We start from the raw sequence: 17,038 nt of genomic DNA on the forward strand, positions 1-17,038 counted from the left end.
ACTATTAAAAATGCGATCCGAGAAGTTGATTCTTATCAAAATATTTCTTAAACCAAGGAATTTAGCAAAATTAACCGAGTAACAAAGCCTTGATTATTTTTATATTTAAAATAATGCCGACATTTGAAATTGAAAACTATCGTTACTGGATAGATAGAGCGAAGAGAATGAATCTTTTTAGAAGGGTCTTAATTTGGAAAAAAGAAAATATTTGAAGTAAAAAACCAAGTGGTCAGATAGTTTTGAGTAGTTTAATTTTCTCAAAAAGCAAATGACTATCAAAAAAATATAGTGATCGAATATTCAAAATTTATATTAAAATTCAATCACTAAAATTATTGGATCAAATCATCTCAACTTATTGATCGGGAGATATACCTTTCCAAGGCGATAAAATTTTCTCCCACGGACAAGTGGTATCGCCAATCACAAAGAAATATGGATTTAAAATATTGTCTTTTTGGTTGTATCTCAAAATATCAAAATTGGCGTCGATTACTTTTCCACCGGCGGCATTAACGACGGCATGCGCCGCTGCGGTATCCCACTCAGACGTTAAGGCGAGTCGAGGATATAAATCCGCTTCACCCTCAGCAATCAAGCAAAGTTTCAACGAACTGCCCATACTTTTGGTTGAAACTTGACCAAATTCTGTCTCAAGGGTTTGTATCATATTTTCAACAGCCTCCGCGCCATGGCGACGACTAGCGACAAGCTCTATCGGGAGATGATGCTCGATTTGCGATTGCACGGTTCGAATGCGAATATCACTTCGCTCGTTGTTGCAAATTTTCCAAGCACCGAGTTCTTGCACACCGATGTAGGCAATCTTTTTTACGGGCACATAGACGATGCCAAGAATCGGGTCACCGTCTCTTATCAATGCAATATTGACGGTAAATTCGCCATTGCGATTGATAAACTCTTTGGTGCCATCCAATGGATCAATTAACCAGTATTGAGACCACTGTTTACGAATGCTGTAATCCGGTAGCGCGGATTCTTCCGAAAGAATGGGAATATCGGGTGTTAGTTCAGACAGTCCCGAAATAATGGTTTGATGAGCGGCCAAATCGGCAGCGGTTACCGGAGATTCATCCGATTTGGTCTCTACCTCAATGTTGCCCGTACGATTATAGACTTCCAAAATATCTCGGCCAGCATCTTCGCAAATCTTGTGAACCGATTGCGCCCAATTAAGTAATGTCTCGTTCATTGCAGGATGCCTTATTTTGATAAGTCTTTGATTTTCGAACCTAATATCTTACCATCGAAGTTTGATGCGGTCTAAGCAACAGAGGAATGCCCTAATGAACGACACAATTGTAGACTGGGACGATATCGACACCATTCTATTGGATATGGACGGCACGCTTCTGGATTTACATTTTGATAATTATTTTTGGCTGACGCATTTGCCGAAGCGGTACGGCGAACTGCACGGAATTTCGGCGGACGAAGCCACTGAACATATTCTGCCGAAAGTAAAAGAGCACGAGGGAACTCTGAATTGGTATTGTTTGGATTTTTGGTCAGCGGCATTAAAAGTGAATGTGGGCGAGTTAAAACGTGAAATTCAGCATAAAATTCAAATTAGACCTTATGTTGAAGCATTTTTAAAAGCGGCAAAAAAAATGAATAAAAAGTTGGTTTTGATCACCAACGCCCATCAAGACAGTTTGAATTTAAAACTTGAAATTACGAAAATCGATCAATGGCTGGATGTGGTTTTATCGTCGCATCAATTTAAATATCCCAAAGAGCAGCAAGAATTTTGGCACTCTCTTCATCAACTGGAAAAATTTAATCCAGAAAAAACCTTATTCATCGATGATACGGTGAGAATTTTGAGAGCGGCTCAAGATTTTGGTATTAAACATTTATTATGTATACATCAGCCAGACAGCCAGCAAAAACGTGAAATTGTAGATTTTCCGGCCATTCACCATTTTGATGAAATTATTCCCAACTAGAATGACAACCAATAACACTTTAAAAATATTACGTATTGTTGATGGCAAACCCGGACACGAAAAACAAAGCCAGGCGTTAATTGAAGGATTAAAAAAATTTAGAGCAATAGAAGTTATTGACGCTCATTATGTTAAAACTACAGCTGCGTTAAAAGCCATCGCCTTTTCGACGGATATTTTTAACATCGATTTTATTCCAGATATTTGTATTGGTGTAGGCCATAGAACTCATCTATCGGTTTTAGCGGCCAAAAATAAATGGCACGCTAAAGCCGTCATTATCATGAATCCAAGTCTTCCTCTCGCGTGTTTTGATGCGGTGTTAACACCCGCTCACGATGGTTATACCGAGTCTGCGAAAAGAATTATTACTCCAATCGCGCTCGCCCCAGAGTCAGGTGAAGTGACTAAACCTTATTCACCCAATAATAGCTCTTTTAAAAATCAACCCTTTGGGCTGATTTTGCTGGGTGGTATTAATCAACATTATGAATGGCATATTGAATCGCTCTCGGCAACGATAAAAAAGATAGTAAATCATTACGATACAATACAGTGGAAGATTGCAAATTCACGCCGAACGCCTGTTACCGATTTCGATTATTTACAGAAATCGCTACAGGGTTTTAGTAATATTAACTTTTTTGATCACCATGATCTCGACAAGCAATGGCTTGCTGAGCAATTAAATCAAACGCAGCATATTTGGGTGACAGCTGATTCAGCTTCGATGATTGCAGAAGCTCTCAATACCAGAGCATTTGTTGGCGTTATAGGATTAATGAGTAAATCACCGAAAAACAAGTTGGAAAAAAGTAATCAAAGTTTACTATCGCTAAATTTGGTCGGGCAAGTTAATCAGCAAGAGTTTAAAGAACCGCCTAAGCGAGATAAACCGTTAAACCCGCACATTGAAGCGGCTCAAAAATTAATTCAATTATTGAAATTATAAGAATCTGAAATTGAATGATTTTTAATTCAAAATATTCGGCCGATTAAAGAACTTTTATATCAGCAGTTAAAAGAAAAATCGATAAGCGTTTTTAGAAACAGACTTTCAAAATAACAAAAGTTCTAGTCTCGAAATCGACTGCTTTTGCTGATGTCTTTATTGGGGTATTGAGCAGGATTGTAGTGCGAGTAATTCAACAAATAATTTTTTGTACGATGAAGGCTACGATACAACTTTAACAAACGATGACCCATCCACAAAAAAATTCCGGGCATCACCTTACCTTCTGTTTTAATAATACTTGAAGATTCATGTCGTTCGTGGATAACGTGTGGTTCAACGGTATAAGCATTCAAACCGTATAGAAAAAAACTGTCGTAGAATTTATCGATCGGCATAGAAATCACAGAAGCGTACTTTAACACCCGCCCCATTCCCACTCGATTTAACACATAACCTTGAGTACCCAAAGATCCTCGTAGCGGCCGAGTTAATGAATACTTATCAGTCAGCGCAGAAATCCATTTACGCTTGCGACGTTTTAAGGCCATCAGTCGCACAAAATGAGCACTGTCATCCAGTGCAGTGATGTGCGCAAGAACTTCAGCCAGCTCGGGTTCAACAATTACGTCGTCTTCTAATATGCACAGATGTGATTCACCGGATTCGTAGGCGTTACGAATAATTCGCAGATGAGAAAGATAACAACCTACTTCGGTTTTTGTAAGTGGCCAACGACGATTAAACATTGCCAATTTTTGATCGAGAATTTCACCCTTTTCCATTGCGGGCATAGTCTCGCGACCATCGACGGCATAATACTCGTCAACGATTAAACCTTGATTCAATAAAGACTCTGTAAGTAATTGCACAGGTTCGGATTTAGGATTTAATGTAATTACAGCTAACTTCAAAACTCAATCCCCTGAGTTATATTTTTATCGTCTTGTGTAACTAACGATCGATCAATATCCGGTAAAAGTCTTCGGTTTGTTCTGCAATTTTTGCTGGTTTCAATGAAGCAAGGTTAATTGTGCCAGACCTACGCTGCTTCAACCACTCTAAAGAGGCGGCTAATTTTTCTGCGTTTAAAGGTTGATCGTACAGATAAACCCAGTCATCGCCAAACTCATCTCTTAAGCTGATTAAACTACCGATTTTAGGGGCAATTATCGGTACATTAAATGACAAAGCTAAGACCGCCGTTCCCGAATTCAGAATATCTGTATAGGGTAGTATTACCGCAGAGGATTTTGAAAAATATTTTGGAATATCCCGATCGTGAATGTATTCAAAGGTGGTCGTTATGTTTGTATCACGATCAATATATTTTAATATGTCTTGATCTAATTGATATTTTCCTAGATCACCCACTATCGAAAGCTGGCAGGAATCTTCAGGTAATTGTGACTTTGCCTCAACTAACGCATCCAATCCCTTGTGATCACGAATTTTACCAAACATTAAAATAGTCGGAACTGCACAATTTTTGACGGTATCGCAACTTGTATCTTCAGAATCGTTTAGACAATTAGAGCCTTCATTGGAATGCTCGATTCCATAATAAGACTGGTAGTGTACATGGGCGGTAATCGCCCAAGGCGTTGCCTCAACTTGAGGATACTTTTCAAGAAAACAGTCACGACTGTATTGGGAGAGAAATAAAAATCCATCAACATTTTTGATGAATTTTTCCATAAAATATTCGGCCAACTGAGGAAATCGAAGGGAATGTGGCTGCAAATTATGAACAGTCCACACCACTTTGCCACCCTGCTGTTTAAATTTTTTAATCGCTCTTAATAAGCGAGAAAATCGATATACTGCTCGCCACCAACGCTTATCACGCAGCAACAAATCGGGCCAATGAAGATGAAAAATATTCTGTCCTGAAACCCGCATTGATCGATGATGAAACTCATCAACGATTACATTCGAAGACATGGCTCCGTACAAAATAAAATTATAAGGATTACTGAGTTTGTTTTTGTCCTTGGGCCAGGCAAGCACTCGAATAGTTGACTTCATTGTCTTTACATCCAAACACTGTTTATTCAAGCTCACGACAAGTGCTGTCACTTGCCTTACGAGAGAATTTCGAATTTTGATAAATTAGAGCTAAGGGTATCCAGTACAGCAGCCAAATATAACTGGGTCGAATTAAGGGTTGCTGAGCTTCCACTAATGCGGTAGCCAAACCCGTTAAAAACCAAGCCAAAAGAAAAATATTCAAAGCGGTTAACTGTATTCGTGAAATGTACAAATACAATGCGCACAATATTTGCGCGCTTAATAACGTGACTACAACGACACCACCAAATCGCATAGCATCGATCAAGAGATTATGAGCTTGTCCAAAGGTAGTACCGTCGGCAATAAGGTTAACCCGGTAATTCAATCCCGCCCCCCAAAACCACTGGTCGCCCAACTGTTCAAGAGCCTTCGACCAAATTTCTCCGCGAATAAAAAACGAGTATGAGCGTGCAAAGGTGTTATTTCCAAAGACTAACCAAGCAGCTATACCACTAAAAATAATTAAGGTGATACCAAGCCAAAGGTAGTTTTTGCGCTTAAGACCGGTGGCAGAAAACCCAAGTACGGCAAGACCCAGCATCACAAGCGGCGCTTTGCTCTGGGCCAGTAGAATGCACATTAAAATTGGAATTAAGCCAAGCCCGGCAATTATTTTAAATTTAAGCGTCCCTTTATTTAAGAGGTACAAATTTGCTAAAAAACCGATACCGTAGAAGGCGGCAACTCGATTGGTATCGCCGCCCCAAATAACACCTTTAAATCGAGGAAAACGTGCGGGCAGAACTGCATGATGTTCAATGATGTAATCGACCAGACCGACTAATGCACTCACCGAGCCGATAATGGCAAAAACGTAAATCCAAATTTCTAAAAATTGTTGGTACCGATCAAACAGCAGTCGAATGGAAATGAAAAACAAAAATAGCAGCAGTGATAACTTTAAAAAAAATAATGGCTCGCGATAGGTGTCTGCGACATTGGGGTCGGCCCAAAAACTGGAAACAGCTAAATATATGGGTGCTGCCAAAAATAATAAAAACAGCTTTGTGTTTAATTGGCTCGGCCTCTGATAAATCAAAATCATTGCCGTTGGCAAAGCTACTAATGAATAAAAGCCAGATTGAATACCAGAATTACTCGGAAAAACAAAAAATCCAACGGTAACGCAATAAAAACCTACTAATAGAGCGCCAAACCAAAAATTTAGCCAATATCGCGCAAAAGTATTGCCAGCCGAGAATACAGAGGTTAATTGCTGCATAAATCGTTACACCGCAATTGTGTTAAAGAAATCTAAATAATCGCCAATAATTTTATCTCGGCTGTAATTTTGCAGGTATTCGTTGTAGCCATTTACAGACAGCGATTGTGCAAGAGACTGATCTGCCAAAATAACGCGCATATTTTCACTCAACTCATCCACATCGTCGATTGGCGAGAGCAAACCCGTGTCACCATTACGAATTAACTCACCGGGGCCTTGAGAAGCCACGGCTGCCATTGGACAGCGATTAAACCAGGCCTCTAGAACAATACTACCTAAGCCTTCGCTTCGCGATGAGCAAACAAACAAATCGGACGCTCGCAATAAATTATTAATATCCGTGCGCCATCCTAAAAACTTGACGCGATCTTCAATACCCAGAGATTTTGCCTGTGCTTGCAAAGCGTCTTTTTCCGGGCCATCACCCGCTATGCACAAAACGCCTGCATCGAGTTTGGCAAACGCGGGAATTAAAACATCAAATGCCTTGTTCACATGCAATCGACCCAGAGCAAGAATCATAGGTTCTTGATCTTTAATACCTAAACTGGATTTGGTCGCAGCCTCGGCGACGGTCTCGTCAACAAAGTTGGGAATATGCACCACTCGGCTGGCAGGAATACCGCCCTGAATTAAATGGTCGCAAATACCTCGGGTAATACCGATGCAGTAATCGCAATGGCGATAATATTTGAGATCGTAATAATGTCCTAAGCGCCCCACCAATTGATAATCACCTTTTGGCGTTAGTTGTGTGGCACGGTTCATAAAAGTCAAAACGATATCGGGAGCAAATTTTTTCAACGCCCTGCGGTAAGCCCAATGATCGATCAAATCGAGTTTTCCACCGAAACGAAAATGTTCGACGTTTGCATTCGCTTTGTCGAATTCCGGTTGGCGTATGGCGTTATCTCGGGTAAAAACCCGAACATCAACCGCGTTCGTCTTATGCAGTTGGCATGAGAAACGTGTAAAAAATGTCTCGGCACCACCTACTGGAGCACCGGCTAGAGCTGTCGCAACTTTTAATCGTTTAACCATCTATACGTTCATTTCAAAAATTATTTGTTTGTATTTGCACACGCTTTTTAAAAAAGTTAAGGGCTCTCGCCACTGACTAACCGACGTTGTTGGTCGTCCATCCAGCCATGGTAACCCCAATCACCGCCCACCGCTTTTTTATGCAGCAGTTCGTCAATGCTGTTCCATAAGCGCTGTGCTTTTCTTCGGGCTTTTTTCCGCGCAAGGAAGTTTACAAAATAGGCCAAAGGCAATACATCTGGCCAACCTAAACCATCGATAGCCACAATTCGACGAATACCGTCGGCATTTGTTTGCACAACCAAATTATGGAGTAATAAATTTCGTGACGGCATGCCAAGTCTCGACCATAGGTCGATAAAGTCTGCTACAGCGCGGGTAATTGTGTCGGTTTTACCGTGCACCCAAAGGTATTGTTTTAATGATAAAGACACCAAACCATCTTCATCTTTAATGATTTCGCTGACCAACCCAGTTCCCCAGTTTGTGGATATTTCACCAAAACATCGAGGTATTAATTGGAACGCAGCTTCACCGATGTGTTTTTCGATTAACTGATAAACCTTAAACTCTTGGTAATTATCATCAAAATAACGCAGCGGTTTTAAATTTCTGGGAAAGCGGCGCTCCTGACGTTTAATCTCGGGTGTTCTATCTGGACGTAAGACTTTCACGCATTGGTCAGGATATTTGGGATGAACAAAACACAAGCGATTACCGCCACGAGCAAAAGCGTTTTCAGATCCACCTAAATCGAGTGTATCCACTAACACTTAAGCCCAAACGTATGGGTGGCTGAACTTGAGATTCATAGACGCCTCGACAATGTATTGGGCATACAACGTAGAGTTTATTTCGCGATGGAAAAACTCACGCGCTCGGCTGGCCCAGTACCGACGTTTGGCGTTGTCTTGGTGAAAATCAACAATCTTCGCTTGTAGATCTTCGTCACTGGAAAAATACACCAGAGATTCAGGCGGCATAAATTCATCAAAACGACCATTTTGATGGGTAAACGTCAGCAAGCCATTACCGGCCAATTGCGCCATTCGCGCCGACGAGTACCAATGAAACGCTTCTTGGCGATTTAAATTAAGTCCCATTTTTGATTGTGATAAGGCTCGATCATAATCTCGCCCCCAAACGTTCTCTTCACCAAAACTACCGGGTGTTCTGAAGGTTACCGCCTTGGGAAGATTGTCTTTTAAATAAGAGACGAGTTGTCCGCGTTCGGTGTGAGTGGTTTCTTTACTGCAAAAAATGACATCGGCGGGAAGGTCGTCGTAAGCGGAGCTATCAAAGGTTTCGATACTGCTATCGACAGGATTGGGCATGTGCCAAAGTTTCGCGCGCTTCCCTTCAAATTGAGTGAGCTCTTTCACGCCGGTAGAAACAAACATCGCATCCACAACGTCAACACGGTGACGAATCTTCTCGACATTATCCGGCACAAATAAAGGGTCGTTATTACAACCGGCAATCACTAAACTTGGGTTTATCTTGCGCGCCTCTTCTAGGGTTTCATTGGTAATGATGTCGCAATGTCCCACGACCATTAGATCCGGTTCGAAGGCTTCGACGGTTTGTAACAAGCGCTGATTGGCTTTTTTCTTACCCAGATCACGAATACCAAAGGGCGCCTCAAAGGCGGCTACGTCTCGATCACTAAACGCCTGCACACAATGCACGTTTCGAATTAAACCGAAGTAAAGCTTTTGAGCCCAACTAACTCGATTGTGGCCGTATTTTCGCAATTGCTGGTGAGCTACGTGAAGAATGCGCATAAGTAGTGATTTAAAGCCTTTTAGTAAGTCGTCATAAACGCGCCAATATAGCGGCTGACAATAAGATCATCAATCGCAAATACCGATCCGGCCTAGACAACATCATTTCTTTTGTGAACGCCGAGTTACCTGGGTTTAGGCGTTTTTTTTGCAGTCTCGCCAGCTTTACCATTATTCACGGTGACGCAAAGACAAGGCTCGCTCATAAACAGCAAGCGTTTGCTCAGCCTGATATTGTAAAGTGAAATTTTCTTTAATAAATGCAGGTTGTGGGTCTTTTAAGAGACGAGTCACGCAGGAAAATAGCCCATTTTCGTCACCTTTAGCTACCAAACCACTCGGAAAGCACTCCGCCAAAGATTCGCCGGGCCCCGCCTCATCAAAGGCGACAACCATTTTTCCTAATGCCAGAGCTTCAATTACTGTGCGACCAAAAGGCTCAGGCTTTTCCGATAAGTTGCATACAATTGTGCTAATAGAATACAAATTTTGTATGTCTGAACGATGTCCTAAAAAGGTCACTACATCGTTTAAATTCTCTTGGTCAACCAGATTATGCAGATGTTGTTCGTAAGCTTCTTTTCCCGGCGTCGGGCCACCAACAATCACGCCTTGTGCTTGAATTCCCTGCTGTTTGAGTCGCTTCATTAGCGCAATAAAGTGCTCATGACCTTTCCAAGCGCTAAGTCGCCCCGGCATCAACACAATAGGCTGATCCTTGAGATGTGGGTACTCTTGATGAAAACGTAAAAACCATTCCGCATCCGGTTGGTAACCAAGCTGAAAACGATCGGTATCAACGCCTCGGTGGATCACACTGATCTTCTCAGCATCTATTCGAGGATAACTGTTTACAATGTAGTTTTTGACGTATTCAGACACAGCAATGACTTGATCACCACAGCCCATGATTTCACTGTATCGATTGACCGAATACAAACCGTGAAAAGTAGAAACAAGAGCTGGTCGCGCAGTAGCGTTTTTTATCGCCAACCACGTCAACCACGCCGGCATTCTGGAGCGTACGTGGATGATATCCGGGGAAATTTCTTCAATAAGACGTCGAAGCCTTGGCACCCAGCGAACCGACAAAAGACTTTTTTTGTGAACGGGCAGTTGATGATGAATCGAGCCTTCTTGCTGTAACTGGTTAACCAATCGACCACCGGCGGATATAACGTGGGATTCGTGTCCGTGACGTTGAAGGTAAGCGCCAAATTCCACGGTGCCACGCTCTACACCACCTGAATTCAGCTCGGGTAAAACCTGTAAAATACGCAAGAAACTTCTTCTTAATAATCTGAATGATTAAACAAAATATGCGCGTTGAATCCTAATCTAGGATTGCGAATGCGCCATTGATCCCAAATAATGCGGTGTAATCACAGCCGTAAGAGTTCACCAGCAAGAATGGTTGCATTGTACTTAAGCAGGTAGCAATGTTCAGCACTATTACCGAAAAACTCAACAAACGACCTCCTATTTACAAGCTAATTGGGCAATATGGATAAAGTAAGAATCGATAAATGGCTTTGGGCAGCGCGTTTTTTTAAAACTCGGAATATGGCCAAGCAAGCAATAGAAGGCGGCAAGGTTCATTGCGAAGGACAACGAGTGAAAGCCAGTAAAGACCTAACCGTTGGCTTAAGCCTGATAATTCAGCAAGGCTGGGACAAGATCGAAGTTGAAGTTAAAGCGCTGTCAGACAAACGACGTGGTGCGCCAGAAGCTCAACTACTGTACGAAGAAACCGAGAAAAGTATTGCCGCCCGTAAAACCGCCGCAGAGCAACGAAAAGCCGGTGGAATTATGGGCGTTCTATCCGAACACCGACCAAACAAAAAACAGCGCCGTCAAATTCACCGTTTCAAGCGAATAGATACACAGGCAAACCAAGACGAAGATTAACGGTTCAGGAAAAATTATGTCCTGCCAAATCCATCTAAGCTGTTGGTAAGAAGGTTGAGAAATTAGCGATCACTACCGACCTCAAAAAAGCCTTTATTGCTTGCAGAATTGGCAGTGTGTATGAAGAAATACCTTAACGAACGGATTAATTTCGGGTATTTCTGCAATGAATTAGATTTAAGGGTTATTAAGCATTATGGGTCTATTTGTGCGCGTTTCGATCAAACAGTTTTTAGACACACACCGTTATGGACTAGTGATGGCGAGAATTTTCCAATCCGTAAAAATCGGAGCCTTGGTGTTATTGTGCGTGAGCGCAAACACCGTTTTAGCTAACGACATCTCTGAAGATGCAAAGGCGCTGCAACGATTAAAACAAGCCGTAATTAAGATTCATACCACCCGAGCCGCACCGGATTACTTTACGCCTTGGCGCTTGCTTAATTTGGAGCAGACCAGTGGCTCTGGTGCCGTGATTGACGGTAATCGAATACTGACCAATGCCCACGTCATCGCCGACGCACGATATTTACAAGTTCAGAAGCACAATGACCCACAAAAATACCTAGCGAAAGTTGATTTTGTCTCCCATGAAGCTGATTTAGCCATATTAGCAGTTGAAGATAAAAGCTTCTTCGATGGATTAAATCCGCTGAAAATCGGCGATTTACCAGACCCACTGACAGAAGTATCTGTGTTCGGATTTCCCTTTGGCGGTGAAACCTTAAGCATTACCCGTGGCATACTTTCGCGAGTCGAGCATCAGCGCTACGCGCACGCCGGCAGTTATCTTCTGGCCGGACAAATTGATGCCGCAATTAACCCCGGCAACAGCGGTGGCCCGGTGATCGTTGACAATAGAATTGTCGGTGTGGTCATGCAGGCGACCGCGGGCGGACGGGCAGAAAACCTGGGTTATTTTGTGCCGCCGTCAGTTATTAAGCATGTTCTTGAAGACGCAAAAGACGGTGTCTTCCACGGTATACCCGATCTTGGATTTCGCACCCAAAGCTTAGAAAACCCGGCCAGCAAACGCGCCTACAAAATTAAAGGTGATCATCAAGGCATTTTGGTGACAAAGGTATTTAAAGACAGCGCCGCCGCAGAGGTAATACACGAAGGTGATATTCTTCTTGGGATCAACAACTACGAAATTGCCGATAACGAAACCGTAAAAATCGACAACGATTTACGCGCTGACTTTAAATTTGTCGTCGATAACCTACAGCCCGGTGATAGCATCAAATTTACGCTGCTTCGCGACGGCGAAGAAATGACTGTCAACACAATTGCCGAACAGAGCCGCGTTAATCGCAGCCTAGTATTGGGGCCGCAGTACGATCAATTGCCGCAATATTTTGTCTATGGCGGTGTGGTGTTCGTACCTTTAAACATGAACCTTATTAAACGCTGGGGCCGAGATTGGCACAACCAAGCACCCGTTGAGTTTTTGTATTCTCGACAAGTGTGGTCTTCGCCAGATCGACAAGAATTAGTCGTCGCACTGAAGGTTTTGGCCGCAGATGTTAACCTTGGCTACCATAACTGGAGTAATTGGGTGATCGACACCATGAATGGTGAACCGGTAAAAGACTTTGCCAGTTTTGCAAACACACTTAAAAACTACAACGGTGACTTCGTCCATCTTGCCGATGATCGTGGTTTTCAGATGATTATCGACCATCAAGAAGCACTGGCCACACAAGAGAAAATCGAAAAGCTCTATGGATTGCCATCATCCTATTCGGAAGGCTTGTTTGATCAAAGAACGGAAAAAGCTGCTCAAGCGATTCGTACAGACAGCGCCATACAAACAGGTTTAACATCTAAAACCGTTCACAACCTTGATGACTAACTCAGTTTGTGATGCTTTTAGGAGTTTGGAAATTTAACCTGCTCGTCGATGCTTGAATAGATTAGAATTTTGACATCCAACAGCATTGAAACAATTACTGACAGAACGACTCGACTAAAATCGCCTACATCATGAAAAAAATATTTGCAGCTACTTTGTGCTCCATAGCAATCACCACTTCTTTTCAAGCTTGGTCTCAGGGAGGCATTTATCGTTGGGTTGATGAAAACGGTAAAGTCCATTACAGCGATAAAAAGCCCGACGACAAAAAAGCGAAGGATGTTAAAGAAGAAGATATTGGCCCGGTTAACGTCACTGAGGCCCAACCGGCCTCAGAATTTGGCACTGCATTACCAGAGACGCCACAAGAGCGAGCCGTAGCACAACAAGCAGAGCGAGAAAAACAACGTGAGCGAGCACTTCGTCAGCAAGATTGCTCCAAAGCGCGCGTCGAACTGAAAAAAATTCAAGGTCCGGTTGTGTTCAAAGATAAAGATGGGACGGTTTATGATGTCTCTGAAGAAGAACGTGCGCGCCGAGAGCAAAAGCTCAAGCAGGCTATCGATAAATATTGCAAGTAGTGTCAGAGTAAAATCTGTCACTGAACTAACTTTGTCGAATCAATTTTGTACCGCGCCTGTACGGTTTTTAGCAAACACTTGTTACAGCATCTCTCCCAAAGCCTTCCTAAAATAAAAATTCGTGGCGCAACGCAAAAGCAACGTCACTAAAACAAACATTGTAGCCCTTGAATTATCGTCAAGGGCATCAATAATCTAGCATCTTAGTTTTCTTAGATTTTTTTTAATAACCAACGGATATATTTATGGATCAGCCTACTTCAGATCAACAAAAACGTTTTTTGTTTGAACAAGCCGATATTCGTGGCGAAGTGGTGCAACTCGAAAACACATTCCAAGCCGCGGTTAGCGGACGAGGCTTTCCCGAGCGTATCGAATTGCTGTTGGGTGAGTTCTTGGCTGCGGCGAGCCTGCTTGCTTCGACACTTAAATTCGAGGGAATTTTATCGATTCAAGCGCGCGGTGAAGGAATTGTGAAACTGTTGGTGGCGGAATGTACCAATCAAAAAGAATTGCGAGCAGTAGTTCGTTTAGAAGAAGACGCAGATACATCCAACCTAAGCGGGCTAAGCTTTAAAGAGCTAATCGGTAGTAATGGTGTAATTTCCATCATTATCGAACCTCAAGACGGCGAGCGTTATCAGGGCATAGTTCCCGTGGAATACCCGACCTTAGCGGCATGCCTAGAACACTACTTTTTTCAATCTGAACAACTCAATACCAAACTCTGGTTTGCCGCCGACAAGCATCGTTGCGCGGGCCTATTGATTCAAGCTTTACCCAAACAATTAAACGCCTCAAGCGATACCAACGAAGAGTACTGGGAAACCGTCGTACATCTTGCGTCAACCGTGAAAGATGTTGAGCTTTTGGAGTTAGGCCAAGACCAGCTTCTGTATCGACTATTTAATGAGTTTGAAGTGCGAACGTTTGACAGTACCTCGGTTTCTTTCAATTGCAACTGTTCAAAAGAACGATCTGCTAATGCGCTTATTTCTCTCGGTGAGAAAGACGTTTTTGATCTGCTCGATGAACAAGAAACCATTACGATCGACTGCCAGTTTTGCCTGTCACATTACGAATTTACTCGCGATGACGCGAAAATTCTCTTCAACAAAGAGAAGCACACACTTCACTAGAAAGTTAAATAGAGAAATTTGTTACCAACGGTAAATTCATCCACACAGCTCTTCGCCATTGAGCGGCTTTTCTGTCATAATCCATCGCCCCTCAAAGCTGTTTTGACGGTGCACCAAGGTAGATCCCAGTGGCCAGATATTCCTTGATGCTTGACAGTTAACCAACATATTCACCGAGTGGCCACTTCGTTCATAGGACAAAAACTAATGACACAGACAGAAGAGGCCACAGCCACCGTATACGCGGATTTAGGTGCAGCATTGTTAATTGAACAAGCACTACGTCGTAACGAGGGCTATTTGTCTTCCACAGGTGCTTTTGTTTCAGAGACCGGCTCTCGTACTGGACGTTCTCCAGCCGACCGTTTTATCGTTGATGAGCCGTCTACTTCCGAAGCTATCGATTGGGGAAATGTTAACCGACCCTTCCCTGCCGATAAATTCGATGCACTTTGGGATCGTGTAGAAGAATACATGGTTGGTAAAGACAACTACGTATCTCATCTTCATGTTGGTCAAGACACCGACTATTACATCCCTGTAAAAGTGACTACTGAAACAGCTTGGCACAATCTGTTTGCGCATAACATGTTCATCCGCACAGAGAGCTACAACCCAAAAGGTAAAGAAGAGTGGCGTATTCTTCACGCTGCTAATTTCGAGTGTGAGCCTGAGCGCGATGGCACCAACTCAGAAGGTATCGTCTGCATCAACTTCGCCCAACGCAAAGTATTGATCGCGGGCATGCGTTATGCCGGAGAAATGAAAAAGTCTATGTTCTCGGTGCAAAACTTTTTGCTCCCAGAAAAAGACGTTCTACCGATGCACTGCTCTGCCAACGTTGGCAAAGATGGTGACACTTGCCTGTTCTTCGGACTATCCGGTACAGGTAAAACCACTCTTTCTGCCGATCCAGAACGTTACCTTATTGGCGATGACGAGCACGGTTGGGCGAAAGGCACTGTCTTTAATATGGAAGGCGGCTGCTACGCGAAAACCATCGATCTCAGCCAAAAAAATGAACCCGTTATTTGGGACGCAATTCGCTTCGGCGCGATTGTTGAGAACGTTGTTCACACCCCAGATACTCGTATACCCGATTACTCAGACACCAGTCTTACCGAAAACGGACGCTGCTCTTACCCATTAGAGCACGTTGAACTGCGTGTTGAAGAAAACCGTGCTGGTGAACCCAAAAACGTTATCTTCTTAACCTGTGACGTATCTGGCGTATTGCCCCCTGTTGCTATTTTGAGCAAAGAAGCTGCTGCGTACCACTTTTTGTCTGGTTACACCGCTCGCGTTGGTTCTACCGAACTGGGCGCAGAAGCGGGTATTCACCCAACCTTCTCTACCTGCTTCGGCGCGCCATTTATGCCTCGCCCAGCTCGTGAATACGCAGAATTGTTGATGAAACGCATCCAAGACTTTGGCGCTAATGTTTATCTGGTTAACACCGGCTGGACTGGCGGTGCTGGCGGTCCTGGTGGTAAAGGCGCACGCTTCCCAATTCCTGTCACCCGTGCCGTTGTTGCTGCAATTCAAGCGGGCGCTTTAGAAGGCGTAGAAACCACTCACCTTGAAGCCATGAATTTGGATATTCCAACATCAGTACCTGGTGTAGATGCTAAATTCTTGAATCCTCGTGACGCTTGGTCTGATAAGGCTGCTTACGACGAGTCTGCTGGTAAACTGGCTAAATTGTTCGCGCAAAACATTACCAAATTTGATGTTAGCAAAGACGTTGAAGCCGCAGGTCCACAGGGCTAAGAAAACATCTCCGCTACTGTAACCTATCGAAAACCCCGCTAAAAGCGGGGTTTTTTTATGGTATGACGCCAGTTTTTTTATGCTATAAACCCATAAATTCGGCCGAAATAAACCTAGTTGAATAGTCACTACAGAAAACTCATAAAAATCGTTAGGCTACACTTATTGTTTTTCCAATTCAGAGATTATTGAGTAAGTTTTACCATGCAACACCCAAAGATTAAATTCACCTGCACCCTACGCAAAGCGACCTTAGATGACTCAGAGGTTCTCAAAAGCTTGTGGCATAAGCTCGATGTATCACTGCCGGAGACACCGTTCATCGCAAATATGGACTATCGCCAAGAATTCCATGAAGCGCTAGCGGAGCAAATTGAATCCAACAAGGCAACCTTAACGTTGGTCGCCGCAGTCAACGAGCTCATTGTCGGCTGCGTTTGTGGATATGTGTATGAGAAGCCCGAAGCGATTAATACACCAGTGGGCTTGATTCATAATCTGTGGGTAGAACCAGAGTATCGCCGTAAGGGTGTAGCTACCCAACTGGTTCAATCAATAGAAGCAGACCTAATAAACTCAGGTGCGAAAAGTTTCCAGGTAGCGTGGCGGCACACCGATGATGCGCGCCGATTTTGGCAAAAAATGGGTTTCATCGCCTACGAAGCCGTCTCTGCTAAAACGGTTAACAACTAAACAATACCCAAATACACAACTACACAACTACAAAAACAAATTTG

Annotated in this window: 16 protein-coding genes; 8 read left to right on the forward strand and 8 right to left on the reverse strand. The window is 43.1% G+C overall.

Going from position 1 to position 17,038, the window contains the following annotated elements; all coding sequences use genetic code 11:
* Positions 1 to 358: 358 nt before the first annotated feature.
* Positions 359 to 1,216: a 3'(2'),5'-bisphosphate nucleotidase CysQ gene (gene cysQ, locus ACYQ28_RS09885; RefSeq protein ID WP_460049737.1), complete on the reverse strand. Its 858-nt coding sequence runs from the start codon at positions 1,214 to 1,216 to the stop codon at positions 359 to 361.
* Positions 1,217 to 1,322: 106 nt separating this feature from the next.
* On the opposite strand from cysQ, the gene yrfG reads away from it, so the two are divergent.
* Positions 1,323 to 1,973 carry a GMP/IMP nucleotidase gene (gene yrfG / locus ACYQ28_RS09890; RefSeq protein ID WP_460049895.1) on the forward strand — a complete coding sequence of 217 codons (651 nt, stop codon included), beginning with the start codon at positions 1,323 to 1,325 and terminating at the stop codon, positions 1,971 to 1,973.
* A gap of 1 nt (position 1,974) precedes the next feature.
* Positions 1,975 to 2,925, forward strand: a complete 951-nt coding sequence (locus ACYQ28_RS09895) for an ELM1/GtrOC1 family putative glycosyltransferase (protein ID WP_460049739.1) — start codon at positions 1,975 to 1,977, stop codon at positions 2,923 to 2,925.
* 122 nt (positions 2,926 to 3,047) lie between these two features.
* On the opposite strand, the gene ACYQ28_RS09900 is transcribed toward ACYQ28_RS09895, so the two are convergent.
* The 7 genes from ACYQ28_RS09900 to ACYQ28_RS09930 form a co-directional block, all read right to left on the reverse strand.
* Entirely contained in the window at positions 3,048 to 3,839 is a 792-nt protein-coding gene (locus tag ACYQ28_RS09900; protein WP_460049741.1) for a glycosyltransferase family 25 protein, read from the reverse strand.
* A 40-nt stretch (positions 3,840 to 3,879) separates the two neighbouring features.
* Positions 3,880 to 4,953 (reverse strand): glycosyltransferase, encoded by a 1,074-nt coding sequence (locus ACYQ28_RS09905; protein ID WP_460049743.1) that lies wholly within the window; start codon positions 4,951 to 4,953, stop codon positions 3,880 to 3,882.
* A gap of 22 nt (positions 4,954 to 4,975) precedes the next feature.
* A complete protein-coding gene (locus ACYQ28_RS09910; RefSeq protein ID WP_460049745.1) occupies positions 4,976 to 6,220 on the reverse strand; it encodes an O-antigen ligase family protein in 1,245 nt (414 codons plus the stop codon).
* A gap of 6 nt (positions 6,221 to 6,226) precedes the next feature.
* Complete coding sequence (locus ACYQ28_RS09915) at positions 6,227 to 7,264, reverse strand: glycosyltransferase (RefSeq protein WP_460049747.1); 1,038 nt, start codon at positions 7,262 to 7,264, stop codon at positions 6,227 to 6,229.
* A gap of 56 nt (positions 7,265 to 7,320) precedes the next feature.
* The gene (locus tag ACYQ28_RS09920; RefSeq protein ID WP_460049749.1) at positions 7,321 to 8,031 is read right to left on the reverse strand and encodes a YrbL family protein; all 711 of its coding nucleotides are present in this window, start codon (positions 8,029 to 8,031) and stop codon (positions 7,321 to 7,323) included.
* 6 nt (positions 8,032 to 8,037) lie between these two features.
* Positions 8,038 to 9,048: a glycosyltransferase gene (locus ACYQ28_RS09925; protein WP_460049751.1), complete on the reverse strand. Its 1,011-nt coding sequence runs from the start codon at positions 9,046 to 9,048 to the stop codon at positions 8,038 to 8,040.
* 171 nt (positions 9,049 to 9,219) lie between these two features.
* The gene (locus ACYQ28_RS09930) at positions 9,220 to 10,329 is read right to left on the reverse strand and encodes a glycosyltransferase family 4 protein (protein ID WP_460049753.1); all 1,110 of its coding nucleotides are present in this window, start codon (positions 10,327 to 10,329) and stop codon (positions 9,220 to 9,222) included.
* 222 nt (positions 10,330 to 10,551) lie between these two features.
* On the opposite strand from ACYQ28_RS09930, the gene ACYQ28_RS09935 reads away from it, so the two are divergent.
* The 6 genes from ACYQ28_RS09935 (at position 10,552) to ACYQ28_RS09960 (ending at position 16,994) form a co-directional block, all read left to right on the forward strand.
* A complete protein-coding gene (locus ACYQ28_RS09935) occupies positions 10,552 to 10,956 on the forward strand; it encodes an RNA-binding S4 domain-containing protein (protein ID WP_460049755.1) in 405 nt (134 codons plus the stop codon).
* Positions 10,957 to 11,215: 259 nt separating this feature from the next.
* Positions 11,216 to 12,811, forward strand: a complete 1,596-nt coding sequence (locus ACYQ28_RS09940) for a S1C family serine protease (RefSeq protein WP_460049757.1) — start codon at positions 11,216 to 11,218, stop codon at positions 12,809 to 12,811.
* A 131-nt stretch (positions 12,812 to 12,942) separates the two neighbouring features.
* Positions 12,943 to 13,392 (forward strand): DUF4124 domain-containing protein, encoded by a 450-nt coding sequence (locus ACYQ28_RS09945; protein ID WP_460049759.1) that lies wholly within the window; start codon positions 12,943 to 12,945, stop codon positions 13,390 to 13,392.
* Between the two features lie 245 nt (positions 13,393 to 13,637).
* Positions 13,638 to 14,531 carry an Hsp33 family molecular chaperone HslO gene (gene hslO, locus ACYQ28_RS09950; protein ID WP_460049761.1) on the forward strand — a complete coding sequence of 298 codons (894 nt, stop codon included), beginning with the start codon at positions 13,638 to 13,640 and terminating at the stop codon, positions 14,529 to 14,531.
* A 207-nt stretch (positions 14,532 to 14,738) separates the two neighbouring features.
* Positions 14,739 to 16,301 carry a phosphoenolpyruvate carboxykinase gene (locus ACYQ28_RS09955; protein WP_460049763.1) on the forward strand — a complete coding sequence of 521 codons (1,563 nt, stop codon included), beginning with the start codon at positions 14,739 to 14,741 and terminating at the stop codon, positions 16,299 to 16,301.
* 204 nt (positions 16,302 to 16,505) lie between these two features.
* Positions 16,506 to 16,994, forward strand: coding sequence for a GNAT family N-acetyltransferase (locus ACYQ28_RS09960; protein WP_460049765.1), 489 nt, complete (start codon positions 16,506 to 16,508; stop codon positions 16,992 to 16,994).
* The last annotated feature ends 44 nt before the right edge of the window (positions 16,995 to 17,038 follow it).

The sequence above is a fragment of the Sessilibacter sp. MAH1 genome, assembly GCF_054658315.1.